Source organism: Belliella baltica DSM 15883 (assembly GCF_000265405.1).
GTDB classification, from domain to species: Bacteria; Bacteroidota; Bacteroidia; order Cytophagales; family Cyclobacteriaceae; genus Belliella; species Belliella baltica.
In genome coordinates this window covers 709,709-735,355 of record NC_018010.1, presented here as the reverse complement: position 1 = coordinate 735,355, position 25,647 = coordinate 709,709, and the positions used below count along the sequence as shown (strand labels likewise).

Sequence of the window (25,647 nt, the reverse complement as noted above, 5' to 3'; positions counted from 1 at the left end):
ACAAATTAACCTATAAAACCGATAGAGAATAAATATTATGCAAAGTTTTAGAACAGAAATAGAAAATCCGGTTGTAGAAAAAGACATTATCGAATTGGAAAGAAAAATCGCGCTTTTCAAGGAAGGTAAAATTGATGATGAAAAATTCAGAAGCTTAAGACTTGCCCGTGGAATCTATGGTCAGCGGCAGCAAGGTGTACAGATGATCAGGATCAAACTTCCTTATGGAAGAGTTACTTCCGAGCAGCTTCACAGAATCTCTCAAGTTTCGGATAAATACTCCACAGGAAGACTTCATATTACTACCCGTCAAGATATTCAGATCCATTATGTCAAAATTGATCAGACGCCAGAATTGTGGGCTGAGTTGGAGAAGGATGATGTGACAATTCGTGAGGCCTGCGGAAATACAGTTAGAAATGTAACTGCTTCTGAGATGGCGGGAATTGATCCCAATGAGCCATTTGATGTAACTCCGTATGCTGAAGCTACTTTTCAGTATTTTCTTAGAAACCCAATTTCTCAGGAAATGGGAAGGAAATTTAAAATTGCTTTTTCATCAAGCGATGAAGATACAGCTTTGGCTTACCTGCATGATATTGGCGTGATTCCAAAAGTGAAAGAGGAGAATGGTGAGCAAATAAGAGGATTCAAGATTTTGCTGGGAGGTGGACTTGGTTCTCAGCCGAGACATGCTGATGCAGTGTATGAATTTTTACCTACGGATAAATTGATTCCTTTCATCGAAAGCGTTATCAGAATATTCGACCGATATGGAGAAAGAGCCAAAAGAATGAAAGCCAGAATGAAATTTTTGGTCAAAGATTTAGGCTTAGAGACATTTCTAGATTTGGTCAAAGAGGAAGAGTTGTCACTTCCTTTTAAAACCTATCCCATCGAGTATAAAGCCTATGAAGCTTCACAAATTCAGCCTTCTCCAGAAATCATCCAAGTTGAAGAACCAGCAGAATTAGCATATGAGCAATGGAAACTGACCAATATCATACCGCAAAAGCAAAGTGGATTTGTTGCTATTGGCATCAAAGTTAAGCTTGGCGATTTTTATACAGATAAGGCAAGATTGCTCGCTGATTTGGTGAAAAAATATGCAAATAATGAATTGAGATTTACCCTCAGACAAAATATACTGATCAGAGATGTGAAAGAAGAATTGATTCCTTTTTTCTACCAAGAACTCAAAAAACTCGGTTTTGTAGATAGAGGATACAACACCTTCGGAGATATCACGGCTTGCCCAGGAACAGACACTTGTAATCTTGGGATTGCATCTAGCACAGGAGCGGCAGGTGTACTCGAGGATGTGATTTTTAACGAATATCCACAATATCTCAGCAATAAAGACCTAACAATCAAAATCTCAGGCTGTATGAATGCTTGTGGGCAACATAATATGGCTTCCATTGGCTTTCAGGGTATGTCCATCAAAGCTGGGAAACATGTGCTTCCTGCGCTTCAAGTATTGCTTGGGGGAGGAACTTTAGGAAATGGAGAAGGAAGGTTTGCAGATAAAGTCATCAAAATCCCAAGTAAAAGAGGGCCTCAGGCATTGAGGATTTTGCTGGACGATTTTGAAGCAAATGCATTTGAAACAGAAAATTTCCTTGCGTACTACGACCGTCAAGGACAGATGTATTTCTACGAATTATTGAAAGAAACTGCCAACATAGAAGATGTTGTAGAAAGTGATTTTGTCGATTGGGGAAATAATGATCCTTACGTCAAAGAGATCGGCGTAGGAGAATGTGCCGGAGTGATCATCGACTTGGTATCCACCTTACTCTTAGAAGCGAGAGAAAAAATAGCCAATGCAGAAGAAAGCCTCGAATCTGGAGCTTGGTCAGATGCGATTTATCATACCTATGCAGGGTTGGTGAATACAGCCAAGGCAATTTTACTCGCAGAGGGAGTCAACACAAATTCACATGCCAGTATCTTAAAGCAATACGACGAGCAATTTACAGAAACTGGTAAAATCGATCTGAAGGATTCTATCGAGAATATTACATATCAGATAAAAAGCAACGAACCAACAGAGGCATTTGCTAAGGCATACTTTGCAACTGCACAGCAGGTTTTTGAAACAATCAGTAATTACAGAGCAAAAGAGGTAAGCGCATGAGACGAGATAGTAAACCTAAAGTCACCCTTCTAGGGGCAGGTCCAGGTGATCCAGAGTTGATTACACTAAAAGGAATTCTTGCACTCAACAAAGCAGATGTTGTGCTTTATGATGCCTTGATAGATCCTGTTTTACTCAAGCATGCACCTGCACAAGCGATCAAAATCTTTGTTGGGAAAAGGGTAGGCAAGCATTCTTTGCCACAGGAGGATACCAATAAGCTTTGTGTGGAAAATGCACTTAAGCATGGTCATGTTGTCAGACTCAAAGGAGGTGATCCATTTGTATTCGGAAGAGGCTCGGAAGAGATTGATTACATCGAAGCTTTCGGAATTCCAACCGAGGTCATTTCTGGAATCAGTTCATCGGTAGCTGTTCCAGCCCAAGTGGGAATACCTGTTACCAAACGGGGTGTTTCTGAAAGTTTTTGGGTAATCACGGGTACGACGAGCAGCGGGGAAATTTCCAGGGATATCGCACTAGCAGCCCAATCTACGGCAACGGTTGTGATCCTGATGGGAACAAAGAAGCTTCGAGAAATCGTCAGCTTTTATCAGCAATACGACAGAAATGATCTTCCCATTGCAATCATTCAAAATGGGACCACCAAGGAAGAAAAATTAGTTGCAGGATACATGGATGACATTCTTATCAAAGCAGAAAATGCAAAAATAGCCGCTCCAGCTATCATCATCATTGGTGAAGTGGTCAAGGAAAGTTATAGACTGAAAGAGATATATCAAGACGTGGTCAGTGTTGAAATCAATCGGGTTTGATATATTTTAGAAATATACGTTGCGAAATAAGATAGAAATATGGCTTCGCTGAAATTTGCTTCGCGAAATATTTATCCCCTTATTTCAATACATTTCAACTGTATTTCCACCCTATTTCTATTCTATATCTAATTTCCCCCGAATCTTTTCGTTATATGAATTTCTGCAAAAGTTCCTGTTTCAATCATATATCAATCGTATTTCCACTTTATTACAATCCAATTTCCTTCAATAAAATCAGAATAAATGAATCGATTATATCCCATTTTCCTCAAAGCCCATGAATTAAACTTTCTGCTCGTTGGTGGAGGGTTTGTGGGAACTGAGAAATTGAGTTTTCTGCTCAAAAGCAGTCCCGAAGCTCAGGTGACGGCAGTTTCAAAAGAATTCAATGCTGAATTTTTGGAATTGGCAGAGTCAGCGGCTAATGTTACTTTGATTCAAGATATTTATCATGAAAAGTATCTTGGAGGGAAGCACATCGTTATTGCGGCGACGAATTTCCCAGAGATCAACAGAAAGATTCATGATGAAGCCAAGGAAAGATATATTCTCGTCAATGTAGCTGATACACCAGAACTTTGTGATTTTTACTTAGGAGGAATCGTCACAAAAGGAAATCTAAAAATTGCGATCAGCACCAATGGAAAATCCCCTACTACAGCCAAAAGGCTTCGACAATTGCTGGAAGAAGTGCTCCCCGAGGAAATTGATGACCTGCTACAAAACCTCAACGCCTATCGCGATACGCTCAAAGGAGATTTTGAGTACAAGGTCAAAGCCATGAATGATATTACGGATTTGTTGGTGGAGAAGAAGGGTTAAGAATTAAAACTCTTGAGATAAGAGCTTCAAATCAAGAAATTAAAAGTTATCGTTTTGGTAACTTTTTTCTTTATATTTGTTTTAAACAAGTAAATTTGGTGTGAAAATATTTTCTAGAGGGACTTTAAGAGATTTTTGGGAAAAACACGCTAATTGTGAACAACAATTGAAAATTTGGTATCGTGAAACTGAAAAATCTAATTGGTCATCCATTCAAGATCTTAAAATAGAGTATCCTAGTGCAAGTATTCTAAAAAATAATCGAATTGTTTTCAACATTAAAGGAAATGATTATCGATTAATTGCCAAGTTCAACTTTGAATATCAGCTTTGTTGGATACGGTTTATTGGGACACATGCTGAGTACGATAAAATCAATGCAAACGAAATTTAAGATGAAAATTAAACCAATAAAAAACGAGAAAGATTATCAAAATGCACTTACTAGATTAGAGGTGATTTTTGATGCTAAGAAAGGTACTGAGGAAGGTGATGAATTGGAAATCTTATCCATTATCATTGATAACTACGAAAAAGAGAATTTCCCAATTGAAATGCCTGACCCCATTGCTGCAATTAATTTCAGAATGGAACAAATGGGATTAAAGCAAAAGGACTTGGTTGAGATGATTGGTTTTAAAAGTCGCGTTAGTGAAGTCATGAATAAAAAACGAAAACTAACTTTAGAAATGATCAGAAAACTAAGTACCAACTTAAAAATCCCAACTGATGTATTGATTCAAGATTATTAAGAGTTTTAGATAGGAGTAATTTTTTTGAAAAAATCAGGATATACTTCTAGAAACCTGAGTATAGCCTGATTTTTAGAATTTTAGACTAAAACAACCTAACACCCACTGTTGGTATAATTGTTTTCACATTATCTGTGAAAATAAAGCCAGCGTTGAGTTGGAGGTTGCCTTTTACCTGATATCTGTAAGCAAGCCTGAAAGTATTGCCTGTAAATACTGGACCTGAGCTTTTAAGTAAATACCCAGCTTGAATGGTACTCGAGGCTCTTTTGAATGGATTCAAATCAATTTCTGCATTTAAAAATGGATTATGATGAACTCTTACCCCTCCCTCAACTTTATCAGTGAAGAATGTTGTATTGGTAATTGAAGCTCCAAGTCCAAATTTTTTAAGGTCAGCAATAATCCTAAATCCCATTTCAGGGGCGAATCTCCCTGCTATAAAGTCAAGCCCAACAGGGATTCCTATTGTGTAGCTTGTCTTATGATTTGCATACTGTTGGTATAAATCTCTAGTTACAAATTCTAGTTCACTTTCCCAGAAATTTGGATTTAGATAATAGTTTCGCACTTCATTTTCGGAGATTTTGACAGCTCTTTTTAGGGAAGACGTAATTTCTTCTTCGATTTGCTGAGTATCATAATCATCAGGATTATAATAAACCATTACAGATGCAGAATTAGGAAGCTTAAATTCTAGAGTATCACTAAAATATTGCGGATTATTTTCAGCAAAGCGCTTAAATGACGCAATGTAATTTGGCGTATTACTTTTCAATTGTGCCTGTGCAAGGTAGCTGAAGCTACATAAGAAGATGAGAATGATAAGTTTTTTCATTGGTTTGTGTGTTTTGGTTGAATAATCCCTGTGCACAGGATTTTAGGTATTCAGCTGTTTATTGTTCATAAAGTCGGGCCGTCAGCGCATTGATTTGTAGCCTGAGCCTACCTTTCTTTCTATTATTTAAATCTTTGATAGCCTTCAGTTCTTTATCAGAAAGCTCTACGTTAAACCCATCAATCTTGATCCGTCGGTTAGGTTCTTCCCAATTGACTGCAATTACTTTTTTACTCCCCTTGATGTCCTTTGCAGTGTCAAGCTCATTTTCTATTTCATCTGTATAAATTTCTGCTACGAAGATTTCTGGGAGAGGAATAGCAACCTCTATTTCCTTCACTATCTCTTCCTTTTTAATTGTTGGAATCAATTCAGGAGAAGTTGTAAGCTCTTTTTTTGAGGGTGAAGTACTATTGATTTCCATTACATCTTGTGGTGGAGCTTGAATCAAAGTTGGTTGGATGGTGATTGTATTTGTAATGTCAGTCATCAAGAACTCTTCTTCAAAGACGCTTTTTTGCTTTGCTAACCAAATCATCCCCCAAATTCCAAAAAGGAATACTGCTGCTGCAGAAAATCTATAAAATACTATTATTCGCTTTTTGCGTTCTATGCCTTTCTGTATCCCAAACCATAAATTTTCTTTTGGAGTATGAATAGGAAGTTGATTTTTCAGACTAGACACCTGCTGATCCAAGAATTTTTCACCCAAGATCTTACCCCAGACAATTTCATCCGGAAGATGCTCTGGCAAGCGGTTTTTCCAAGAATTATGTTCGGGATCTTTCATTTTGAATAGTAGGTTTTGCTTAGGGCTTTCTGTAATAGTTTTTTAGCGTAATGAAGCTGCGACTTAGAAGTCCCAACACTCACTTTGAGCATGTTGGAGATTTCTTGATGGGAATATCCCTCGATTTCATAAAGGACAAAGACCGCTCGGCAGGATTCGGGTAAATTTCTGATTGCCTGATCGAGCATTACTGCATCTATCCATTGGTCTAGCATTAGGTCATTGGATTGGATATTCTCGTTCAGTTCTTCAAATGCAATCTCGGACCTAATTCCTTTGAGTGCTTTTCGAATCATAATTGTTTTGATCCAAGCTCCGAGAGTTGATTCATTTCGGAAGTTTTTGATATTTCTGAAAACTTCGATAAAACCTTCCTGCAAGTAGTCATTCGCTTGGTCATAGTCATTGCAGATTCTATAGATCAAATTGAACATGGCTACTTTATACTTCTCAAAAAGCGCAAACTGAGCCTGAGCATTTTGCTCTTTACAGGCTTGAATCAGTTCATCTTCATTGGTGTAGTTTTTTGCCATATTCAACATAAAGAGTCTTCTTATCTAAAAAAGGTTGGAAGCGAGTAGAAAAAAACTTAATATTCTTCAAAAATCAAAGAATGAAGACTATAGATGATATTGTGAAGCTTGGAGATCCAAGATTATATGAAGTTTGTGAACCCGTGCTGAAAGAAGAACTTCATCTCGTGGAAGCTTGGGTAAAAGATCTCCAAGATGCCATGGAAGATATTCGAAGAGTTTATGGCTTCGGAAGAGGGATTGCCGCGCCGCAACTTGGGATTATGAAGCGACTTTTTTATTTGAATCTTGATCGGCCTTATATCATCATCAATCCAGTATTGAAGAACCAAAGTGAAGAAATGTTTGAGCTTTGGGATGATTGTATGAGTTTCCCAAATCTGCTGGTCAAAGTCAAAAGGCATCAATCACTTACTTTAGAGTACTTGGATGAAAACTGGGAAATGCAATCTTGGGACGTTTCAGATGATATTTCCGAACTTGTCCAACATGAATATGATCATTTGTATGGTGTTTTATGTACCATGCGCGCAATTGACGACAAGAGTTTTCAGTGGAAAGGTTGAGTTTTTGTATATTCACGTTTGATAGAAAAGGAAAATATGTCATTTTCAAAAGAATTTAAAGAGGCAATTAGTAATCTTCCTGACAAGGAAAAAGACAAATTATTATTTCGTTTGCTCCGAAAAGATATGAAGTTGGCTAATCGCCTTTATTTTGAGCTAATTAGCGATTATTCTGTAGAAGAAGAAAGAGAAAAGGTTCGTGAAGCCTTGGGAAAACAAATTCAATCTATTAGTAATGACCATTATTCAATCGGATACCTCAGCATGGATGTTCGATCTCTGAGTGGGATAATTAATGAGCATGTCTCAACAACAAAAGACAAGATTGGTGAAATCGAATTGAATATATTTTTATTAATCGAAGTTCTGTCTAAGAATAAAGATAGGATATTTAGATCTCACCCATCTAAGGCTCAGAAGTTTTCAACGGCAGTAGTAGCAAGAGTTTTTAAAATACTTTTATTGATTAATAAACTTCATCCAGATTTTAGACTGGAGTTTAAAGATGAACTTGCAGAACTTGGAAATATCATAGGAGATAACCCATATATCATGAAAATGGCTATTTTTAATGGTTTAGATGTAAATTGGTTGACTTCAAGAGATATCCCTGAAGATATTGAAGAAATATATAAAGACTTGAGATCAAGGGGATATTTGAGATGAATTTGAAAGTTTATGGATCCTTTTAGGCGAACTATTCTTATTCTGTCAGGCTACTTTAAAAATTTTGTCTAAATTTGCACCAATTTAGCCATAAGTATTTACACCTCTTAAACCCTCACTCATAATGCCTAAGGATAGCAGTATCAAACACGTACTCATCATCGGTTCAGGTCCCATCGTCATCGGTCAAGCTTGTGAATTTGACTACGCAGGCTCTCAAGCCGCTAGGTCACTCAGAGAAGAAGGCATCACTGTCACGCTTATCAATTCCAATCCTGCGACCATCATGACTGATCCAGTCACTGCTGACAACGTGTATTTGCTCCCATTAGAAAAAAAATCTATCATTCAGATTCTAAAGGAACACCCAACAATTGATTGTGTATTACCAACTATGGGTGGACAGACAGCGCTCAATCTTGCTATCGACTGTGATGTTGCAGGAATTTGGAAAAAATTCGGAGTAAGAATGATTGGTGTAGATATTGACGCCATCGATACTGCAGAGAACAGAGAGAAGTTTAAAGTTTTGTTAGAAAAAATCGGGGTAGGTGTCTGCAAAGGAGCTACAGCTACTTCATTTCTTCAAGGAAAAGAAATCGCACAAGAAATTGGCTTTCCACTAATCATCAGAGCTTCCTATACTTTGGGTGGTGCAGGAGGGGCTTTTGTTGAGAAAGCCGAAGACTTTGAAAAACTTTTAATGTCTGGACTTGAGGCCTCACCAGTGCACGAAGTCCTGATTGAGCAAAGTATCCTAGGCTGGAAGGAATATGAGCTTGAAGTAATGAGGGATAATATCGGTAACATGATTGTAATCTGTTCTATCGAAAACTTTGACCCTATGGGTGTTCATACGGGTGATTCGATCACAGTAGCGCCTGCCCAAACACTTCCTGATACAGTTTATCAAAGAATGCGAAACTATGCCATCACCATGATGAATAGCATAGGAACTTTTGCAGGTGGTTGCAATGTGCAGTTTGCGGTAAGTCCTGATAACAAAGAAATCATTGGGATTGAAATCAATCCAAGAGTTTCACGGTCATCGGCCTTGGCTTCTAAAGCGACAGGATATCCTATTGCAAAGGTAGCCGCGAAATTAGCTGTCGGCTATAATTTAGATGAATTGAAAAACTCCATTACTGGAACAACTTCTGCATTTTTTGAGCCTTCAATAGATTATGTGATCGTAAAAATCCCAAGATGGAATTTTGACAAATTCAAAGGATCTGATAGAAGACTAGGCCTTTCAATGAAAGCTGTCGGTGAAGTAATGGGGATTGGAAGAAATTTCCAAGAAGCACTTCAAAAAGCATGTCAATCTCTTGAAATTAAAAGAAATGGCTTGGGTGCTGATGGGAAAGAACTTAAAAATCAAGATGAAATTCTTTATAGCCTTGCCAATCCAAGTTGGAACAGACTTTTTCATGTCTATGATGCTTTTAAGCTAGGCATATCATTTAGAACAATCCAAGATTTAACAAAGATCGATAAATGGTTTTTGAAACAAATCGAAGAGTTGATTCATTTAGAGAAGGAAATCGAGAAACAGGATTTGGATAGTATTTCGAGGGAATTGATGGAAACGACTAAGTTAAAAGGCTATGCGGATCGTCAATTAGCACATTTGCTAGGTTGTCTTGAAAGTGAGGTTTTTGATAAGCGTTATAAAGAAATGGGTATCAAGCGAGTTTACAAACTTGTTGATACTTGTGCAGCTGAATTTGAAGCACAGACACCCTACTATTATTCCACTTTTGGTGAAGAGAATGAATCTGTTGCGAGCAACAAAAAGAAAGTTGTCGTACTTGGGTCTGGACCAAATAGAGTTGGGCAAGGAATTGAATTTGATTATTCTTGTGTGCATGGAGTATTGGCAGCAAAAGAGTGCGGCTACGAGACGATTATGATCAATTGTAATCCTGAAACGGTCTCTACTGACTTCGATATTTCTGATAAGCTTTACTTCGAGCCGGTATTTTGGGAACATATTTATGAAATTATTCTTCAGGAAAATCCTGAAGGTGTGATCGTTCAGTTAGGTGGTCAGACTGCTTTGAAATTGGCGGAGAAGCTTGATAAATATGGAATCAAAATTATAGGGACAAGTTTTGAAGCACTAGATTTAGCAGAAGATAGAGGAAGATTTTCTCAGCTTTTGAAGGAAAATGATGTTCCCTATCCTGAGTTTGGTACAATCCACAATACAGATGAAGCTTTAGATTTGTGTAAGACAATTGGTTTCCCACTTTTAGTAAGACCTTCGTATGTACTTGGAGGTCAAGGGATGAAGATTGTAATCAATGAAAAAGAACTCGAAGAGCATGTAGTAAATGTGCTAAGAGATATTCCTAACAATGAAATTTTGCTTGATCATTTCCTAGAAGGAGCCATTGAAGCAGAGGCAGACGCCATCTGTGATGGGGAAAATGTTTATATCATTGGAATCATGCAACATATTGAGCCAGCGGGAATCCACTCTGGAGATTCTTATGCTGTGTTGCCTCCATACAATTTGGGAGATTTGGTCATCAGACAGATAGAAACTTATACGCACAAGATTGCTTTAGCCCTGAAAACAAAAGGCTTGATCAATATTCAGTTTGCCATCAAAAATGATAAAGTTTATATCATTGAGGCAAACCCAAGGGCGTCTAGAACCGTTCCATTTATCTGTAAAGCATATCAGGAGCCTTATGTCAATTATGCGACTAAGGTGATGTTGGGAGAAAATAAAGTGACAGATTTTGAATTCAAACCTGTAAAAAAAGGTTATGCGATCAAAGAACCTGTTTTCTCTTTCCACAAATTCCCAAATGTCAACAAGGAATTGGGTCCTGAGATGAAATCAACCGGAGAAGCGATCTATTTTATTGAGGATTTGATGGATGATTTCTTCTTGAAAATTTACAGCGAAAGAAACTTATATTTGAGTAGATAATTTAATTTGGGAATTGGTAAAACTCCAATTCCCAAATGAATAAAAATTTCATAAAATTGGTAAAAGCATTAGTAATTATTCTAGGTATTGGCTGGCTGCTTGGTCAGCTGATTAGGTACTTTCTGAGAAGCAAATTGGCTAAATTTGCCCAGCAGGTAAATGAGGCAGCCAGAGAGCAACAGCAATCTCAAAACAGAAATAGTACTCCTAAAAATGGCAATGTCCATGTAGATCATATCCCTGAAAACTTCAAAGCAAAGCGCTCTAAAGAAATTAAAGGTGGTGACTATGTAGATTATGAAGAAATAAAGGAATAAATTAACCTTAACTCATAAAAAAAGCCTGTCAATCTTAAAGTTGACAGGCTTTTTTGTATAAAATAAATCTTATTTGCCATCCAAAGCATTACATCTATCATAAGCTGGGTCAATGTCTATATAAACGTCTTCTTTGGCAGTGATAAACCATTTACTTAAAATTTCATCTTCTTTTTTCCTAAGAGTCGCGGCTTTTAGCTTTTCATAATCGTCATTCATATTTGCTCGATGTGCAGGATAGCGATTTTCATAGTATAGGATTCGCACTTTTGTTCCCTCTCTAGGATCTTCGAATTTCATAGGTTTTGTAATAGAGCCTATTTTCATGCTATCAATAGTGAAATATAAAACAGGATCGTCTAGTGTTCTTAAAGTTAGTTTGTTAGACCCAGAACCTGGATCCGAGAAATATCCGCCATTGTCTGAAGTACTTCTGTCTTCAGAATATTCTTTGGCAGCTTTTGCAAATTCTATTTTACCATCTAAGATTACAGTCCTGAGACTATCCAAGTATCTTTCTGCGTCTTCAATATCTTCTTCTGATGGTTCGGGCTTGATCAAAATATGTCTAGTATTAAAAGTATTGCCCCTTCTTTCTAAAAGTTGGATCATATGAAATCCAAACATAGTCTCTACGGGATCTGATATTTCTCCTGGTCTCAGAGCTAAGGATGTTGCTTCATATTCAGGAGCTAACTCTCCTCTTCTATAGAATCCCAGTTCACCTCCTTGTACAGCAGATCCTGGATCTTGAGAATATTGACCTGCTAAAGAAGCAAAGTCCGACTTTCCTTCACCGATTTGTTTTTTAAGATCCAAAAGAAAAGCAGCGACTTCATTTTTTCTTGCTTCATTCACAGATGGTTTTTTTACAATTTGACCCACAGTAACCTCAGCAGAGAAAAATGGTAGAGAATCCCTTGGAATTGAAGTGAAAAACCTTCTTACTTCTGCTGGAGATACCCCCATGCCTTCTGTGATTTTCCCTTTCATACGTTCTACAGTCATTTGCTCTTTTAGAGCATCAGTAATCTCAGCTTTCAATTGTTCTGAGGTTTTGCCGTATACTTCAACAAGCATGTTTTCATCTCCACCTATTTGCTGCATGACCATTGCAAATCGTTGATCTGCTTGAATCATCACTTCGGCATCACTCACTATTACTGAATCAATCTCAGCTTTAGCAACCATAAGCTTATTGATAAGTAAAGATTCAAAAATGTCACATCTCGTAGGTGCTTCAAATCCCTGTTGAGAATTAGCTATGGCCTCCAGATAGGTTTTCTGAACATCAGATTCAAGAATGATATTGTTGTTTACTTTTGCAACAATCCTGTCTAGTACTTGCCCTGTCGGCTGGGTTTGTTTGGTTTCTTCTTCTTGGGCACTTAGTGTATTTGCATACAAAAATAGACCTGCTAAGACGAAGAAGTATTTCACTTTAATCATATATTTTGAACTCATTATTTTCTAGTGCTCTATTGTAAATATCTTTTTGTAATTGTTCAATCAAGGCTACTCGCTTTTTATTAGTGAGGATTTTGTAAATTTCCTCTTTTACAAAATCCAGTGGAGGAATTTGATCCTGCAATTTGTAGTCCAAAATTTGAAAATAATAAGAATAGACTTCATCATCTACTGTGATCAATTTATTATTTCGCAATAGCTCGACTTTATTATTGTTATTTGAAAGCGGGGTATTGATAATCACATCTTCAAATCTCACCCAAGTAGAATCTTCCATATAATAATTTGTAGCATGATCCAATGCGATTTGACGAATGCTACTTTCTGATTTATCATTATCTGTAGACAATAATCTTCGAAGCGGTCTGTTTTGAGGACTTGATTTTTCCAGCTTGAAGAAATTTGTTCTCACAATAATTTCTTTAAGACTGAAGCTTTCTTTGTTATTTTCATAGTACTCTGCGATTTCTGCTATACTAATTTCAGTTTCTGAATTTGACGTAACATAAGATTTTTCAAATTCATATACCATCAAAGCATATTTATAATCTAATAATTTTCTATTCAGTTCGGCTTCATCAAAGGTCATGTTTTTACCCGCTTCGAGGATCATAAGCTGTTTTTTTATCCAAGATTGCACATATCTATTTGTGAGATTTGTGCTGTCTTCTTTGCTACTATTCGAAGTGACAAGAAAAGCAATATCAGATTTACGAAGCATCTGATTTCCTACACTAGCCACAATTGGGTTCTCTTCTAAATCTTCATTCTCGGATTTGAATTTGAAGAAATCACAAGAACTGATTAAGAGGCTGACTATTATAGGGAGGTAAAACTTATTTGTTAGTGACAATATCGTATATTCTTCTTTTTTCATCCTCGTTTACCCGGATGATATAATTGTTTTTTAATGAACTTATTAGTGACTTGTCGAGAAACTCTTGATAATCTTGAATTACTTTTCCTCTAGTTTCTTCAAATTTCTTTTGTCCTGCAGGGATTATTCGGCCAAGTAAGATAAAGTAAGTTTTTCCTTCTAAACTCACTTCTTGGAAGGCTTTGTTTGGAATAGCTCGACTAAGTATGGGGTGAGAGTCCATCTCAAAGATGTTGTTTTCTACTGTAAATGCCAAGGGATCATCATTGAGGAAAGTGTTATCTAGTCTAGTTTCAAGATTGGATTGATATTTTTTGTCGGCTAGGAATTTTCTAACATTTGCTGTTTTATTTTCTTTCCCCATCTTTATGATAAGTGCTTCTACTCGCTCTTGCCATTGATATTTTTCTTTATTTTTTTCGTAGAACTCTATCTGACCAATACTATCTTCAAGTGCTTTTTGCCAAACTTTTTGATTCATCAACGAAAAAAGAAGTATGCCGTCTCGATACTCTTTTAATATCAATTGATATTCTTTATTGTTTGCTTCTAAATCTTGTTCTTCTGCTTCGTTTAGACTTACCTCGACAAATTTATTATACCATGATGTAAAATAATCACTATTTCCAATTCTGACGATTTGATCGGAATTATTCATAAAGTCCATCAAGTCTCTAACAGATCTCTCTTCTCCACGTATCTTGACGATCATTTCATCTATCCATGGTTTATTCTGAATCAACTCAAAGGCATCATTCTTTGAGTTTACTTTAAAAGTTCCACTCAAGGTATCCAATAAGCTGTCGTTTTCTTCGAAAGAGTATCTTGATTTCTGGATAGCGATTACTTGAGATTGAATTAGTGTGGATCTGCTATCTCTGAGTGTTTTGGATTTGATGACTTCTTCCATTTCCTCAAAAGAGGCCAGAGGCTTTTTTTCTTCTAATCTGATAATATGGTAACCATATGGGGTTTTGACAGGGGGAGAAATTTCTCCTATTTCAACTAAGTTGAAAGCTGTTCTTTCAAATTCTGGGATTACAGAGCCTATAGAGATCCATGGCAATAGTCCTCCAGTATTTTTAGTACCCATGTCTTCTGAATACATTTTACAAACATCTTCCCAAACACTCTCAGATTTTTGTAATTCAGTGTAAATATCCTGAACTTTTCGCAAGGCCCTCTCTTCAGATACAGGATCATTTGCTGGCGTACGAACTAAAATATGGGAAACACGAATTTCTCCAGGATTGGGCTTTCTATCTTCTAGTTTGATGATATGATATCCGTAGCCTGTAAGAATTGGATCAGAAATTTGTCCTGTTTGTAAAGTATATGCCGCATCTTCAAATTGATGTACCATTTGAAGTGCAGTAAAGTATCCCAAGCTTCCTTTGTTTTCTAGTGCAGAAGGGTCATCCGAATATTCTAATGCCAATTCATTAAAATCAGCTCCTTCTTCAGACCTTGACTTTAGTTTTTCGGCCATTCTAAAAACGGCAATGCTATCCGCTTCATTTGCATTGGATGGGAATTGCAAGAGAATATGACTGGCTTTTACCACTTCTTGCATTCTATTGTAAGCTTTCATCAGCTCACCTTCCTGAAGTGAATTTTTGATAAGAAAAGGTCGAATAAGATCTTCCTTAAACATTGAAAATTCTTTTTGGAATTCATCTACCTCTGCCAATCCCTCGTTTTCGGCTTCTTTTACCTTTAATTTGAAATTCACAAAAAGATCAAAAGTCTCCTCAAATTCTGATTCAGAGATCTTTGATTCTTTGTTTTGAAAGCCCCTGTTTTTTGATAAGATGTGTAAAAATTCATCAGCAAAAACTTCTTCATTCCCAATGGTCAAAAGAGATACAGGTGAAGATGCCTGATTCTCCTCTTGAGTCACTGTGGTTTTTGGACTACAAGAGTAGACAAGAATCAAGAGAGTAATTGAGAAATATTTGATTTTCATATTGATGACATGCTGAAAATGATACTGCAATGTTACAAATTAAAATGAAGAATATTTTTGCTAGAAAGCATAAAGAGCAAATAATTAACAATTATTTGGATTTCAAATTCTTAAACAACCTGCAAGTGTTTTGTTTACCAGATGACTCAAATTCGATTTTATCCATTATTTTTTTTACCAAAATGATACCTAATCCCCCTTTTCTTTTGGCTTTTTTGACATGGGTGATTTCTGGCTCTCTGTATTCAGTAATATTAAAACCTTCTCCTGAATCTCTTATTTCAATTTTAAGTATTCCGGCATCTTTTTCAACTCCTATTTGTATAAATTCTTCTACATTGCAGCCATGAGAATGGATGATAAGGTTCGCGCACACTTCATCCACAGCTAAGGTGACTTGATGTTGCTCAATTTCGCTTAGAGAAGTACTTTGTAGGATCTCAGACAAAAAAATTCTTAGATCAGCAAGTCTAGTAGTGTCACAATATAGTTTTAATTCGTGCCTCATTCTATTTCTTGTACCGCCTCGACTTTTTTTGATTTGATATTTATGAGATGGTCTAAACCTAGGATTTTGAATACTTGATAGACTTTTTCGTTTAGTCCAAAGATTATTAGGGCTATATTTTTTTCTTCAAAATCTTCAATGTATGACATAAATACCCCCAAGCCAGCAGAAGATATGTAGTCAAGTTGGGTGCCATCAATTAAGATGTTTTTTGCACCTTGCTCGATCAAGTCAATAATGGCCTCATCTAGTTCCACCGAATTGCTAGCATCAACCTCTCCTATCAATTGTAGTAGATGGTAATTAGTCTCTTTCGTTGTTTCGATCTTTAACATGTTTTTATATACGCTTTTAGGGCTAAGTGGTTATGAATTGAATTTGATAACCAATAGAGAATAATCATCATCGGGGAGTGTGTTCGACCCAATGAATTCATAAACTTGATCGATTAATTTTTGTTGAATCTCTGAAGCACTTTGCTCGTTATTAGCAGTCAATACGTTTTTTAGCCTTTCGTAGCCGAACTCTTCACCACTTTCATTCTTAGCTTCGACGATTCCATCTGTAAATAAAACTAAAATGTCGTTTGGCCTGTAATTCACTTCTTTTTCATGAACATACTTTTCAAAAAGATGATTTCGCAAAATGCCAAGCCCCATCCCATCAACACTTAAGTACTCTGATGCATTCTTTTCAGAATCAAAAAATAATGTCGGGCAATGTCCTGCTCTTGCATATCGAATAATTTTTTTCTTCGTGTTGATTATAAAATATGAAGTAGTGATAAAGTGATTTTTTTCCAAACAATGACTTAATGCGATATTTGCTTTGATTAGAAACTCTCTCGGGCTTGGATTGAGCTGGACCAAGCTGTGAAATATTCCTTTCATCTGAGACATGTTGAAAGCAGCAGAAGTGCCTTTTCCTGAAACGTCCCCAATAATTACTGCAAATTCATTTTCTCCTAAAATCTGAGTTTCAAAATAATCCCCACCAACTTCATCCGCAGCTTCTGAAAAACCACGAATTTCGAAGCTTTCATCATGATGCAATTCAGACGGCAGCAAACTTCTCTGAACTCTCTGAGCTATCAATAATTCTTCCTTATATCTTTCATTTTTCAAAGCCTCATTGAGTAGTCTGTGGTTTTCTACAGAAATACATGCTTGGCCTACAAAAGTGGAAATGATATTGATCATTTCCTTGTTAAATCCATCCTTAACTTCTTTCAATAGAAAAATTCTTCCGATTGTTTTTTTATTTACAATCAAAGGAATCATCATGACAGACTTATATTTCAAATCGTTGATTTTCCCTGTATAAGTTTTATTATCCTGAAGTTTTTGGTCCCAATTGAATTCAGAAAAAGGTTTGGAACTTTCAATCAGTTTTTGAAGTGAAGACTGTTCACTATTTTCTAAATAACGTTGATGAATAACAGTTCTCTTTTCATTACTTTCTTTCAATTCCAACCATGCAGCATCTACATAAGCAGCGCTCATACAGGAATCCATCAAAATATCTAAAACTTGAATTTCATTTTGTCCAGGTTTGATCGATTGGCTAAGACGTTGAAAATTGATTGCTTCGATTAGCTTTTGCTCAAAAACAGAAGATGTTGGTAAATTGAAGAGTGTAACCAAAAAGCTAAAAATCGCATAAATAAATACAAATGCGAAAAGTGACAAGATAAAGAGATTATCAGTCAGGTTTAAATAAACAGAGTTTCCCTCACTGTAACTTAATACTTGTATAAATAAATAAGCTGCTGAAAATTGAATTAGCACTAAAAATAGAATCGATTTCCATTTTTCTTTGAAGGTCAAATATGGAATCCATTTTAGATTAATAGCTAGTGATGCCCCAAAAATGACCAATACAGCAAGACCAAAAAGAAAACTATAATCAAGTGTGTTCCTGTTGAAAAATACGAAAAACATACTTATCAATAGCCCAACTTCAAAAGCTTGCCATTGTTGAACTACCCGCTTGGTTCTTTGGTATAAAATCAAATGCTTCCAAAGTAAAGTACAGGATACAAGGAATAAAGTTACGAATGCAAAATCAATATGATAGAAGACATTTCGGAGCAAGGGATCTGTAGCAAGTCTGCTTTCTCCAAGTAAATAATAGAAAATTGAAATTATTATCGATATACTTGTAGCAACAAGCCCTGTGGCAGCTCCGCGCCAAATGAGGTCAATAAAATTATTCTTTTCACTTTTCTGTATGGAATAATTAGAAAACAGATAAATAACAATAAAGAAAAGAATTTCTAAAATGTAGGAAATTTCAGGAGCTATACCTGATTCCATTTGATTTAAATTTCCAAAAAGTCTTGTGATATCAACAAAAAGCAAGGCTAGCCAAGTCATGATGGCAACCAAAAGGTTTATTTTGCCGATATTTAGGTTTGGGAGCTTAAACATTTGTGTTAAAGAGTACAATTATACACAAACAAACTTAATTATCCTGATAAGGAATCCCTGTATAAGTATAAAAAAATGTTAAAATCTTTAAAGTTTAATATGCGTAAATCACTTAGTTTTTCGATAATTGTTATTTTCTTGCTTGCTTCATGTACTGCTACAGATTTGAATAGAATTCTTGAAGCAGCTGGAAGTCAAGGTCCTTTGACACAAACGGAAGTTTCTTCTGGTTTGAAAGAAGCATTGGTACAAGGAATAAGTAAAGGAGCGGACAAAGCTTCCGTAACCGATGGTTTTTTCAAGAATGAATTGATCAAAATTCTCCTCCCAGAAGATGCTAGAAGGGTAGAGGCAACTTTAAGACAAATAGGATTAGGGTCTGAGGTTGATCGAGCACTTTTAGCCATCAATAGAGGAGCAGAAAAGGCAGCAATTGAGGCAAAGCCTATTTTTATCAGTGCAATTAGACAACTCACCATCCAAGATGCTTTTGCTATTTTGAGAGGGGAGCCTGATGCGGCGACGGCTTTTTTAAGGAGAACTACAGAGTCCCAGTTAATTGAATTGTTTCAGCCAAGAATTCAAGAATCATTAAATGAGGTTGGTGCTACAAAATACTACAGCGATATCGCTACTACATATAATGCGATTCCTCTGACAAATAGAAAAATAGATCCTGATCTGAATTCTTATGTAACAAATCGTGCGATAGATGGATTATTTAAGCTGATAGCAGAAGAGGAATTGAATATCCGAAAAGATCCTTTGGCAAGAACATCTGCGCTCATGCGAAGGGTTTTTGGAGAACAAGATTGATCCTACTGGAGTAGTTACAGAAACACAATTTCCGTAATTACTCCTTTTCCGAATTTTTGTTCTACTATTTCCATGACTTTAGTTCTATTCATGGACATTTCTTTTTTGATAGCTCCTGAAGTTACCTGTACAAAAAGCTTTTTGTCTTTAATATAAACTGAGGTTGTCCTTGAAGCGACTGTATGTCCCATCATTTCTGGCCAAGCCTGAACAAGTAATCGCTCGTCAAATTTGTCTTTAAGGCGATAAGCTTTCAAAAGCTCATCGAATGCTTCCTGAAGTGGAGCCACCTCTTTTCGCCTTCCCGAATAGTCTTTATACTTCTCCATATCTAGCTCAAAAGTAAGATAATTTATTAGATAAAAAGAGAAGCCGCAATACTATCTGCCAAAAGCTTTCCTTTGTTGCTCAGGATTAAATGATCATCTTTTATTTCTAAAAGTTGCTCTCTTTGAAGCTGTGAAAGAAGATCAGCTTTACCTTTCAAATAGCCATTTCCTAGTCTCTTATTCAGGAAATTGATGTCTGTTCCCCATATAGTTCTCAAAGAAGTCAAGATGTATTCATTGACTATATCTTCTTCTGTCATCGCTTCAACTGTAAATGGGATTTGTTCAGTTTCGATAGCTTTGATATATTTAATATTATTGGAAATGTTGAATCCTCTTTCTTTTCCATCATAAGAATGTGCGCTCGGGCCAACTCCTAAGTAAGGGGTGTTTTGCCAATAGTTTTTATTGTGGATTGCAAACTGGTTGATCTTGCCAAAGTTTGAAATTTCGTATTGAATATAATTTGCCTTTTCCATGCTTTCTTGCAGCATTTCAAACTGATCTGCTGCAAAATCTTCTGAGGCGGGTTTAAATTTCCCTTTTTCAGCCCAATTCCCTAAGGCAGTTTTGGGTTCCACTGTCAAGCAATAGCTACTGATGTGTCCTGGGTCTTGTTGAATTGCAATTGCTAAATCTTTTTCCCATAGCTGATGATCTTCTGAAGGAAAGCCATAAATCAAGTCAATTGATAATTTTTCAAAACCCGCATTTTTAGCCAAATCTATCGCTTGCAGAGATTCCTCAGCATTGTGAGCTCTATTATAGTATTTGAGAAGACGGGCATCAAAACTTTGAATTCCGATACTCAACCTATCTATTCCGATGCTCCGCAACTCTTTAAGCTTTTCTTTTTTTAGATCATCAGGATTCGTTTCGATCGTCAATTCCTCCAAATCCAAGATGAAGTGCTTTGAAATTGTTTCTAAAATCTGCTCAAGTTGCTGGGTGGAAAGCAAAGAAGGTGTCCCTCCTCCAAAATAAATGGTGTTGATAATAGAATTTTTGGGAAGATATTCTTTTCGTTTTACTATTTCTAGCGTAATCGCATCCACCACTTCTTGAGTTTGACTCAGATTGGTGCTAAAGTGAAAGTCACAATAATGACAAGCTTGTTTGCAAAAAGGAATGTGAATGTAAATACCAGCCAAAATATTTCGTTTAGTGCATAAAGATAGATCAGATGTAGAGAAGTATCAAAAACAGCCTTATTTTTAAGCAGCTATTTTGATCACTAAAAGTGATGGCAATAGAATGAAACATTTTCCCAATTGACGTGAAAAAAGCAGTTTTTATCATCATCCTATTTCTTTTGACAGGGAAAGCTCTTGTTGCCCAACAGGAGAAATACCTGCAATATGAAATTTCAGGAGAAGTGAATAAATCAGAATTGTTGGGGTTTGCAGATTCATTGCAAAGACAAGTTGGAATTCAAGTGATTTTTCAAGATCTCTACGCAAGTGGATATTTGGGAGCAGCTGAATTTAGCAGGAAAATAAAAGGAGACACACTTTCACTCAAAATTGTCACTGGAGCAATTTTTAATTGGGTTGATTTAAGAAAAGGAAATTTAGAACCAGTACTTTTAATTCAAGCGGGATATGATGAAAAGAGATTTGAGAATAAGCCTTTTCAATATCAGGAAATCGTAAAGCTTTTCGATAAAATCTTAAGTCAATCAGAAAATGAAGGATTTCCATTCGCAGCGATGAAATTGGATAGTCTGTCGAGAAATGAAGATGGTTTTTCTGCTGCCTTAAATATAGACTTAGGTCCTTACATCACTTTTGACACACTTAAAATTAGTGGGAATTCAAAAACTAAAAGGATGTACTTGGCAAAATTTCTTCAAATTCTCCCTGGAGAGCCATTTTCCCAAAGAAAAATAGAACAAGCAATCAGTCAAATCAAGAATTTGCCCTATCTAAGATGGGCTGGTGAACCGGAAATTAGCTTCCAAAATGAAGAAGCCACGCTCTACTTGCCTATTAATGACAGGAAAATAAATACGCTCGATGGGATTATTGGATTTCTACCTAACGAATTTGAAGAAAACAAACTTTTAATAACCGGCCAATTTGATCTTGGGTTGTATAACGTGGGAGGAAATGGAAGAAATTATAATCTCAATTGGCAAAGACTGAGTCAATATTCTCAAAATCTTAGAGTAGGAGCGATTGAACCCATGGTTTTTGGTTCGATGATTGACATTGGGGCATCATTCTACTTATTGAAGGAAGATACGACCTTTTTGAATCGAGATTTTAGGTTGGATTTTGGATATAGATTCAAATCGGATAGCTACATCAAGTTTTTTGGAAGACGACAATCCGGGGATTTGTTGGCTACTTCCAATTTGAGAGAAATTCAAGAATTACCTGACTTTGCTGATTTTAGGTACAATAATTATGGGGTAAGCTATCAGCTGACTAAACTAGATGATATCGTTATGCCTAGAAGAGGTTTTTATGGACACGCCGAATTTGCAATTGGTAACAAGGAGATTTTGGAAAACACAGGTCTTCCACCTGTGGTCTATGAAGGGCTGGAGCGAAGAACAATTCAATACTATATAAAAGGTGATGTCCTCAAGCATTTTTATTTTAATAACAATTGGGGCTTGATGACCAAAGCCTCAGGAGGAATTTTGGTAAATGAAAATCTATTGGGGAATGATTTATATAGACTTGGGGGCTTAAGAACAATTAGAGGTTTCAATGAAAATTTCTTCTTTGCTAATAATTATATCTATTTTTCAGTAGAACCGAGATTCTATTTTGATACGTATTCATATTTTATGATTTTTGTGGACACAGGAAGATTAGAAAATAGAGTTCAGGGTCTTCAAACAGATTTTCCCCTTTCAACAGGTTTAGGGTTTAGTCTAGAAACTAGCGGAGGGATTTTCAATTTTATTTATGCTTTAGGCATGTCCAATAGTCAAGATTTTGCCCTTAACCTTTCAAAAATCCATTTTGGATATACTGGTAGATTTTAAAATGTATGTATAGATCTCAGAAACAATTGATTTTACTACTGAGCTTATTTTTTATCCAATTTCAGCTGATTGGGCAAGTTGTGGAGAACTATGATTCCAAGCTTTCCTATGATAAAAAGGCAGGATGGTTCCAATCCTCTGAATTCGTTCAGGTTTCTCTTGATCTTAGTACTTTCACAAGTGCTAGTTTTATCGCAAATGTTCCCGCAGAATCTACAGTTTTCATGGATAATGTATTGTGGTTTTATACTTCTAATGACACCACTGTAGAGATCTCTATTAAAGATTTAAGAAGTAAATTTGGATTCATTGAAGAATCTAAAATCAATTTTTCAGTATTAAAAAAAGATATCAGTACTTCTGAAGTTTCTATAAAAAAGGGGTTCTTTAATAAGAATAGTTTTTTTTCTAAAGTATCCGAAAACCAACCTTTAAATCAGTTTGAAAAAAGGAAAATAGATAGATTCTATGACTTCTTTTTTCTAGCATTGATTTGTATTTTATTCTTTATATCAATCTATAAAGTAATCTACCCTTTGGTTCTTGGATATATTTTGAATCCAAAGTCAATATTTACTGCTGAGGATTTCTCTGAGTCCAATGCGATACAAAAATTCTTTTCACTAGACATCATATTTTTTATAATCATCAACAATCTCACAGTTGCTTTGATAGCTATGGTTGGGGTGAAAGAAATAGGATTAGGAGGACTAGGAGACTTTATCAAGGGTGACGTAGATGAACTATTTCTATATTGGTTGGTAATTACGCTAGGGTTATTTGTATTGACTATCGTTAAGTTTCTCTTTATCAAATTCATGACTCTGATATATGAATTAGGAAAAAATGAATTTGCACATTTTTTTTATTTACTAAGAGTGGTATCTATTTTGATGATATTTTTGGTAATTATTATTTGTGTTGCTGCATTAAATAGTCAAGAAATATTAGGTGTAGTATTAAATTGGTCTTTAATTATCTTTTTTTGGTCTTATTTGCTTGCGGTAGTCTTACTGATGTTTATCATGATGAATCGTGTGTCTTTTAATAATTACCATTTATTTGCTTACATTTGCACCGCGGAATTGGTGCCCTTTTTGATTATCGCAAAGGTTATCATGGGGTAGTAAATTTTATAAAGGTTACTAAAAGGATAAGCGATTAAAAATGAGTAAATCTACCAAAGACAGATTCAACCCAGTAAAAAGCATATTAGTTTCACAGCCAAAGCCGAGTGGTGATGATTCTCCTTATTTCCAACTTGCTGAGAAATATAACCTCAAGATTGATTTTAGGCCATTTATCCAAGTCGAGCCAGTTTCACTGAAAGACTTCAGAAAGCAGAAGATCGAAATCTTGAAACATACAGCTATTATTTTTACGAGTAGAAATGCCATAGATCATTTTTTTACAATCTGTAAAGAATTAAAAATAGAAATGCCTGCGGATATGAAATACTTCTGTATTTCAGACCAAACAGCGCATTACCTTCAAAAATATATAGTAATCAGAAAAAGAAAGTTATTTGTTGGACAAAAAACAGCATCTGATTTATTCGATTATTTTAAAAAACACAAGTCAGAGAAATATTTATTCCCATGTTCGGATATCAGAAAAGATGAAATCCCCAACTACATGGCCAAAAATAATATCGAGTTTACAGAAGCGATCATCTATCATACTGTAGCGGCTGATTTGTCAGACTTAAGGGATATCAAGTATGATGTATTGGCTTTTTTTAGCCCTTCAGGTATCAAATCATTGATTACAAATTTCCCTGACTTCAAACAAAATAACACAAGAATTGCTGCATTTGGTCCCACCACAGCAGAAGCAGTTAGAGAAGAAAATTTGATTTTGGACATTGAAGCACCAATGCCAAATGCACCAAGTATGACTGGCGCATTGGAGCTTTACATAAAAAAAGCAAATAATTTATAACATCTTTTCAATCTTTTATGGGGTTTTTCAGTTTAATTGTGTAGAATAGATTCTGAAAAGATTCTGAAAAGATTAAATCTTTTGATACATGGATAAGCTGACAAATTTCTCACTTAGATTTTTACCGATATTTCTGCTAGCAGCGACATTGTCTGCTAAAGTTACTGCGCAACAAGACGCTCAGTTTACACAATACATGAACAACGGGCTTTTTTATAACCCAGCCTTTGCAGGAAAGGAAAAGGGATATAATTTTTCAGCTTTACACAGAACACAATGGGCCAACTATTCAGGAGCAAATGGCCCTGCACCTATTACACAATTACTAACAGCATCAGGTTCTTTAGATAATACCAACCTGGGTTATGGTTTGTCATTTGTCAATGATAATATTGGGCCAACCACCAATCAGGAAATCAACCTTTCTTTGGGATATCACTTGAGGCTACGTAGAGGGGTGTTAAGTTTGGGTGCTTCAGGTGGTGTTTTTTCAAGTACGCTCAAATATGATGAATGGAACTTAGTCAACCCAGATAGAGCAGTACCTGCTGGAGGAAGAGAAACCCAAATGAATTTCAACGTGGGTTTTGGAGCAATTTATGATCAAAGAAATTTCTACGTGGGTATCAGCTCACGTCATTTGAATGAGCCAGGCTTTGATTTCGGAGAAGGAGCAATAGGGAATCAGTTGAGGAATCATTCTTATTTGAATGCAGGATACAGAATAAGAACATTTGCATTTTGGACTTTTGAGCCAAGTTTTCTTTTAAAAACGGTTTCATTTAATAATTTTTCATATGACCTGAGCGTTATAGCCACACATAATCAAAAAGTAAGTGCAGGTCTAGCCTATAGAGGGGAAGAATCGGTATCTTTACTAGTAGGATATAGTCTTTTGAGAGACAATTCATTGAGAATAGGTTATGCATTTGACTTGGTAGTAGGAGGGCTCGAAGCCAAATCTCCTACGAGTCATGAGTTCATGTTGACCTACAACTTGCCACAGGTTTCTAGGGAATTTCAAAGAGCAATACAGCGGACACCTAGATATAGGTTCTAAAGAAAATGCGTAAAATTTGACAAATGATTAGTGTTTTTGTCAAATTTTCGTTTAAATTTCGCTTTCGTTGTAAATAGAAAATTATCAGTTATTTACATAACTTAATTAC

Annotated in this window: 25 protein-coding genes; 14 read left to right on the top strand and 11 right to left on the bottom strand. The window is 35.9% G+C overall.

Annotation, left to right across the window (positions count from 1 at the left end):
• Positions 1-37: 37 nt before the first annotated feature.
• The 5 genes from BELBA_RS03420 to BELBA_RS03400 all read left to right on the top strand — a co-directional run bounded on the left by BELBA_RS03420 (position 38) and on the right by BELBA_RS03400 (position 4,493).
• Positions 38-2,140, top strand: coding sequence for a HEPN domain-containing protein (locus tag BELBA_RS03420; protein WP_014771357.1), 2,103 nt, complete (start codon positions 38-40; stop codon positions 2,138-2,140).
• Positions 2,137-2,916 (top strand): uroporphyrinogen-III C-methyltransferase, encoded by a 780-nt coding sequence (gene cobA, locus BELBA_RS03415; RefSeq protein WP_014771356.1) that lies wholly within the window; start codon positions 2,137-2,139, stop codon positions 2,914-2,916. Before BELBA_RS03420 ends, cobA begins: the two co-directional genes overlap by 4 nt.
• Positions 2,917-3,162: 246 nt before the next feature.
• Positions 3,163-3,741, top strand: coding sequence for a precorrin-2 dehydrogenase/sirohydrochlorin ferrochelatase family protein (locus BELBA_RS03410; RefSeq protein WP_014771355.1), 579 nt, complete (start codon positions 3,163-3,165; stop codon positions 3,739-3,741).
• A gap of 100 nt (positions 3,742-3,841) precedes the next feature.
• Positions 3,842-4,135: a type II toxin-antitoxin system HigB family toxin gene (locus BELBA_RS03405; protein ID WP_014771354.1), complete on the top strand. Its 294-nt coding sequence runs from the start codon at positions 3,842-3,844 to the stop codon at positions 4,133-4,135.
• A 1-nt stretch (position 4,136) separates the two neighbouring features.
• The gene (locus tag BELBA_RS03400; RefSeq protein WP_041779499.1) at positions 4,137-4,493 is read left to right on the top strand and encodes a helix-turn-helix domain-containing protein; all 357 of its coding nucleotides are present in this window, start codon (positions 4,137-4,139) and stop codon (positions 4,491-4,493) included.
• Positions 4,494-4,578: 85 nt separating this feature from the next.
• On the opposite strand, the gene BELBA_RS03395 is transcribed toward BELBA_RS03400, so the two are convergent.
• From BELBA_RS03395 to BELBA_RS03385, 3 genes are read right to left on the bottom strand one after another with little or no spacing between them, the layout of a single operon-like run.
• Positions 4,579-5,331 carry a hypothetical protein gene (locus tag BELBA_RS03395; RefSeq protein WP_014771352.1) on the bottom strand — a complete coding sequence of 251 codons (753 nt, stop codon included), beginning with the start codon at positions 5,329-5,331 and terminating at the stop codon, positions 4,579-4,581.
• Between the two features lie 58 nt (positions 5,332-5,389).
• A complete protein-coding gene (locus BELBA_RS03390; protein ID WP_014771351.1) occupies positions 5,390-6,121 on the bottom strand; it encodes a hypothetical protein in 732 nt (243 codons plus the stop codon).
• Positions 6,118-6,654, bottom strand: coding sequence for an RNA polymerase sigma factor (locus tag BELBA_RS03385; protein WP_052307656.1), 537 nt, complete (start codon positions 6,652-6,654; stop codon positions 6,118-6,120). Before BELBA_RS03385 ends, BELBA_RS03390 begins: the two co-directional genes overlap by 4 nt.
• An 80-nt stretch (positions 6,655-6,734) precedes the next feature.
• Between BELBA_RS03385 and BELBA_RS03380 the strand changes: the two genes are divergently transcribed.
• The 4 genes from BELBA_RS03380 (at position 6,735) to BELBA_RS03365 (ending at position 11,147) form a co-directional block, all read left to right on the top strand.
• Positions 6,735-7,220, top strand: a complete 486-nt coding sequence (locus tag BELBA_RS03380; RefSeq protein WP_014771349.1) for a peptide deformylase — start codon at positions 6,735-6,737, stop codon at positions 7,218-7,220.
• A 36-nt stretch (positions 7,221-7,256) separates the two neighbouring features.
• On the top strand, positions 7,257-7,886 hold the full coding sequence (locus BELBA_RS03375; RefSeq protein ID WP_014771348.1) for a hypothetical protein: 630 nt from the start codon (positions 7,257-7,259) through the stop codon (positions 7,884-7,886).
• A gap of 124 nt (positions 7,887-8,010) precedes the next feature.
• Entirely contained in the window at positions 8,011-10,830 is a 2,820-nt protein-coding gene (carB, locus tag BELBA_RS03370) for a carbamoyl-phosphate synthase large subunit (protein WP_014771347.1), read from the top strand.
• A 35-nt stretch (positions 10,831-10,865) separates the two neighbouring features.
• The gene (locus BELBA_RS03365; protein WP_014771346.1) at positions 10,866-11,147 is read left to right on the top strand and encodes a DUF4834 family protein; all 282 of its coding nucleotides are present in this window, start codon (positions 10,866-10,868) and stop codon (positions 11,145-11,147) included.
• Positions 11,148-11,216: 69 nt separating this feature from the next.
• On the opposite strand, the gene BELBA_RS03360 is transcribed toward BELBA_RS03365, so the two are convergent.
• The 6 genes from BELBA_RS03360 to BELBA_RS03335 form a co-directional block, all read right to left on the bottom strand.
• Positions 11,217-12,596, bottom strand: coding sequence for a peptidylprolyl isomerase (locus tag BELBA_RS03360; protein WP_014771345.1), 1,380 nt, complete (start codon positions 12,594-12,596; stop codon positions 11,217-11,219).
• Positions 12,589-13,491 carry a hypothetical protein gene (locus BELBA_RS03355; RefSeq protein WP_014771344.1) on the bottom strand — a complete coding sequence of 301 codons (903 nt, stop codon included), beginning with the start codon at positions 13,489-13,491 and terminating at the stop codon, positions 12,589-12,591. Before BELBA_RS03355 ends, BELBA_RS03360 begins: the two co-directional genes overlap by 8 nt.
• Positions 13,451-15,457: a peptidylprolyl isomerase gene (locus BELBA_RS03350; protein WP_041779212.1), complete on the bottom strand. Its 2,007-nt coding sequence runs from the start codon at positions 15,455-15,457 to the stop codon at positions 13,451-13,453. Before BELBA_RS03350 ends, BELBA_RS03355 begins: the two co-directional genes overlap by 41 nt.
• A 91-nt stretch (positions 15,458-15,548) precedes the next feature.
• Positions 15,549-15,965, bottom strand: coding sequence for an ATP-binding protein (locus BELBA_RS03345; RefSeq protein ID WP_014771342.1), 417 nt, complete (start codon positions 15,963-15,965; stop codon positions 15,549-15,551).
• On the bottom strand, positions 15,962-16,300 hold the full coding sequence (locus BELBA_RS03340) for an STAS domain-containing protein (protein WP_014771341.1): 339 nt from the start codon (positions 16,298-16,300) through the stop codon (positions 15,962-15,964). The genes BELBA_RS03345 and BELBA_RS03340 overlap by 4 nt, the downstream gene beginning before the upstream one ends.
• A gap of 30 nt (positions 16,301-16,330) precedes the next feature.
• Entirely contained in the window at positions 16,331-18,394 is a 2,064-nt protein-coding gene (locus BELBA_RS03335; protein ID WP_014771340.1) for a GAF domain-containing SpoIIE family protein phosphatase, read from the bottom strand.
• A gap of 99 nt (positions 18,395-18,493) precedes the next feature.
• Between BELBA_RS03335 and BELBA_RS03330 the strand changes: the two genes are divergently transcribed.
• Positions 18,494-19,210: a DUF4197 domain-containing protein gene (locus BELBA_RS03330; protein WP_014771339.1), complete on the top strand. Its 717-nt coding sequence runs from the start codon at positions 18,494-18,496 to the stop codon at positions 19,208-19,210.
• A gap of 14 nt (positions 19,211-19,224) precedes the next feature.
• On the opposite strand, the gene BELBA_RS03325 is transcribed toward BELBA_RS03330, so the two are convergent.
• Positions 19,225-19,539: a DciA family protein gene (locus tag BELBA_RS03325; protein ID WP_014771338.1), complete on the bottom strand. Its 315-nt coding sequence runs from the start codon at positions 19,537-19,539 to the stop codon at positions 19,225-19,227.
• A gap of 26 nt (positions 19,540-19,565) precedes the next feature.
• Positions 19,566-20,690 (bottom strand): radical SAM family heme chaperone HemW, encoded by a 1,125-nt coding sequence (hemW, locus tag BELBA_RS03320; protein ID WP_014771337.1) that lies wholly within the window; start codon positions 20,688-20,690, stop codon positions 19,566-19,568.
• Positions 20,691-20,815: 125 nt separating this feature from the next.
• Between hemW and BELBA_RS03315 the strand changes: the two genes are divergently transcribed.
• The 4 genes from BELBA_RS03315 to BELBA_RS03300 all read left to right on the top strand — a co-directional run bounded on the left by BELBA_RS03315 (position 20,816) and on the right by BELBA_RS03300 (position 25,538).
• Complete coding sequence (locus tag BELBA_RS03315) at positions 20,816-22,537, top strand: POTRA domain-containing protein (protein ID WP_014771336.1); 1,722 nt, start codon at positions 20,816-20,818, stop codon at positions 22,535-22,537.
• Positions 22,538-22,542: 5 nt separating this feature from the next.
• Entirely contained in the window at positions 22,543-23,664 is a 1,122-nt protein-coding gene (locus tag BELBA_RS03310; protein ID WP_014771335.1) for a DUF4271 domain-containing protein, read from the top strand.
• Positions 23,665-23,704: 40 nt separating this feature from the next.
• A complete protein-coding gene (locus BELBA_RS03305; protein ID WP_014771334.1) occupies positions 23,705-24,478 on the top strand; it encodes a uroporphyrinogen-III synthase in 774 nt (257 codons plus the stop codon).
• A gap of 88 nt (positions 24,479-24,566) precedes the next feature.
• Entirely contained in the window at positions 24,567-25,538 is a 972-nt protein-coding gene (locus tag BELBA_RS03300) for a PorP/SprF family type IX secretion system membrane protein (RefSeq protein WP_014771333.1), read from the top strand.
• Positions 25,539-25,647: the final 109 nt, after the last annotated feature.

Coding starts and splice junctions, on each gene's coding strand:
- BELBA_RS03420 (WP_014771357.1), top strand. CDS start 38: ATGCAAAGTTTTAGAACAGAAATAGAAAATCCGGTTGTAGAAAAAGAC.
- cobA (WP_014771356.1), top strand. CDS start 2,137: ATGAGACGAGATAGTAAACCTAAAGTCACCCTTCTAGGGGCAGGTCCA.
- BELBA_RS03410 (WP_014771355.1), top strand. CDS start 3,163: ATGAATCGATTATATCCCATTTTCCTCAAAGCCCATGAATTAAACTTT.
- BELBA_RS03400 (WP_041779499.1), top strand. CDS start 4,137: ATGAAAATTAAACCAATAAAAAACGAGAAAGATTATCAAAATGCACTT.
- BELBA_RS03395 (WP_014771352.1), bottom strand. CDS start 5,331: ATGAAAAAACTTATCATTCTCATCTTCTTATGTAGCTTCAGCTACCTT.
- BELBA_RS03390 (WP_014771351.1), bottom strand. CDS start 6,121: ATGAAAGATCCCGAACATAATTCTTGGAAAAACCGCTTGCCAGAGCAT.
- BELBA_RS03385 (WP_052307656.1), bottom strand. CDS start 6,654: ATGGCAAAAAACTACACCAATGAAGATGAACTGATTCAAGCCTGTAAA.
- BELBA_RS03380 (WP_014771349.1), top strand. CDS start 6,735: ATGAAGACTATAGATGATATTGTGAAGCTTGGAGATCCAAGATTATAT.
- BELBA_RS03375 (WP_014771348.1), top strand. CDS start 7,257: ATGTCATTTTCAAAAGAATTTAAAGAGGCAATTAGTAATCTTCCTGAC.
- carB (WP_014771347.1), top strand. CDS start 8,011: ATGCCTAAGGATAGCAGTATCAAACACGTACTCATCATCGGTTCAGGT.
- BELBA_RS03365 (WP_014771346.1), top strand. CDS start 10,866: ATGAATAAAAATTTCATAAAATTGGTAAAAGCATTAGTAATTATTCTA.
- BELBA_RS03360 (WP_014771345.1), bottom strand. CDS start 12,596: ATGATTAAAGTGAAATACTTCTTCGTCTTAGCAGGTCTATTTTTGTAT.
- BELBA_RS03355 (WP_014771344.1), bottom strand. CDS start 13,491: ATGAAAAAAGAAGAATATACGATATTGTCACTAACAAATAAGTTTTAC.
- BELBA_RS03350 (WP_041779212.1), bottom strand. CDS start 15,457: ATGAAAATCAAATATTTCTCAATTACTCTCTTGATTCTTGTCTACTCT.
- BELBA_RS03345 (WP_014771342.1), bottom strand. CDS start 15,965: ATGAGGCACGAATTAAAACTATATTGTGACACTACTAGACTTGCTGAT.
- BELBA_RS03340 (WP_014771341.1), bottom strand. CDS start 16,300: ATGTTAAAGATCGAAACAACGAAAGAGACTAATTACCATCTACTACAA.
- BELBA_RS03335 (WP_014771340.1), bottom strand. CDS start 18,394: ATGTTTAAGCTCCCAAACCTAAATATCGGCAAAATAAACCTTTTGGTT.
- BELBA_RS03330 (WP_014771339.1), top strand. CDS start 18,494: ATGCGTAAATCACTTAGTTTTTCGATAATTGTTATTTTCTTGCTTGCT.
- BELBA_RS03325 (WP_014771338.1), bottom strand. CDS start 19,539: ATGGAGAAGTATAAAGACTATTCGGGAAGGCGAAAAGAGGTGGCTCCA.
- BELBA_RS03310 (WP_014771335.1), top strand. CDS start 22,543: ATGTATAGATCTCAGAAACAATTGATTTTACTACTGAGCTTATTTTTT.
- BELBA_RS03305 (WP_014771334.1), top strand. CDS start 23,705: ATGAGTAAATCTACCAAAGACAGATTCAACCCAGTAAAAAGCATATTA.
- BELBA_RS03300 (WP_014771333.1), top strand. CDS start 24,567: ATGGATAAGCTGACAAATTTCTCACTTAGATTTTTACCGATATTTCTG.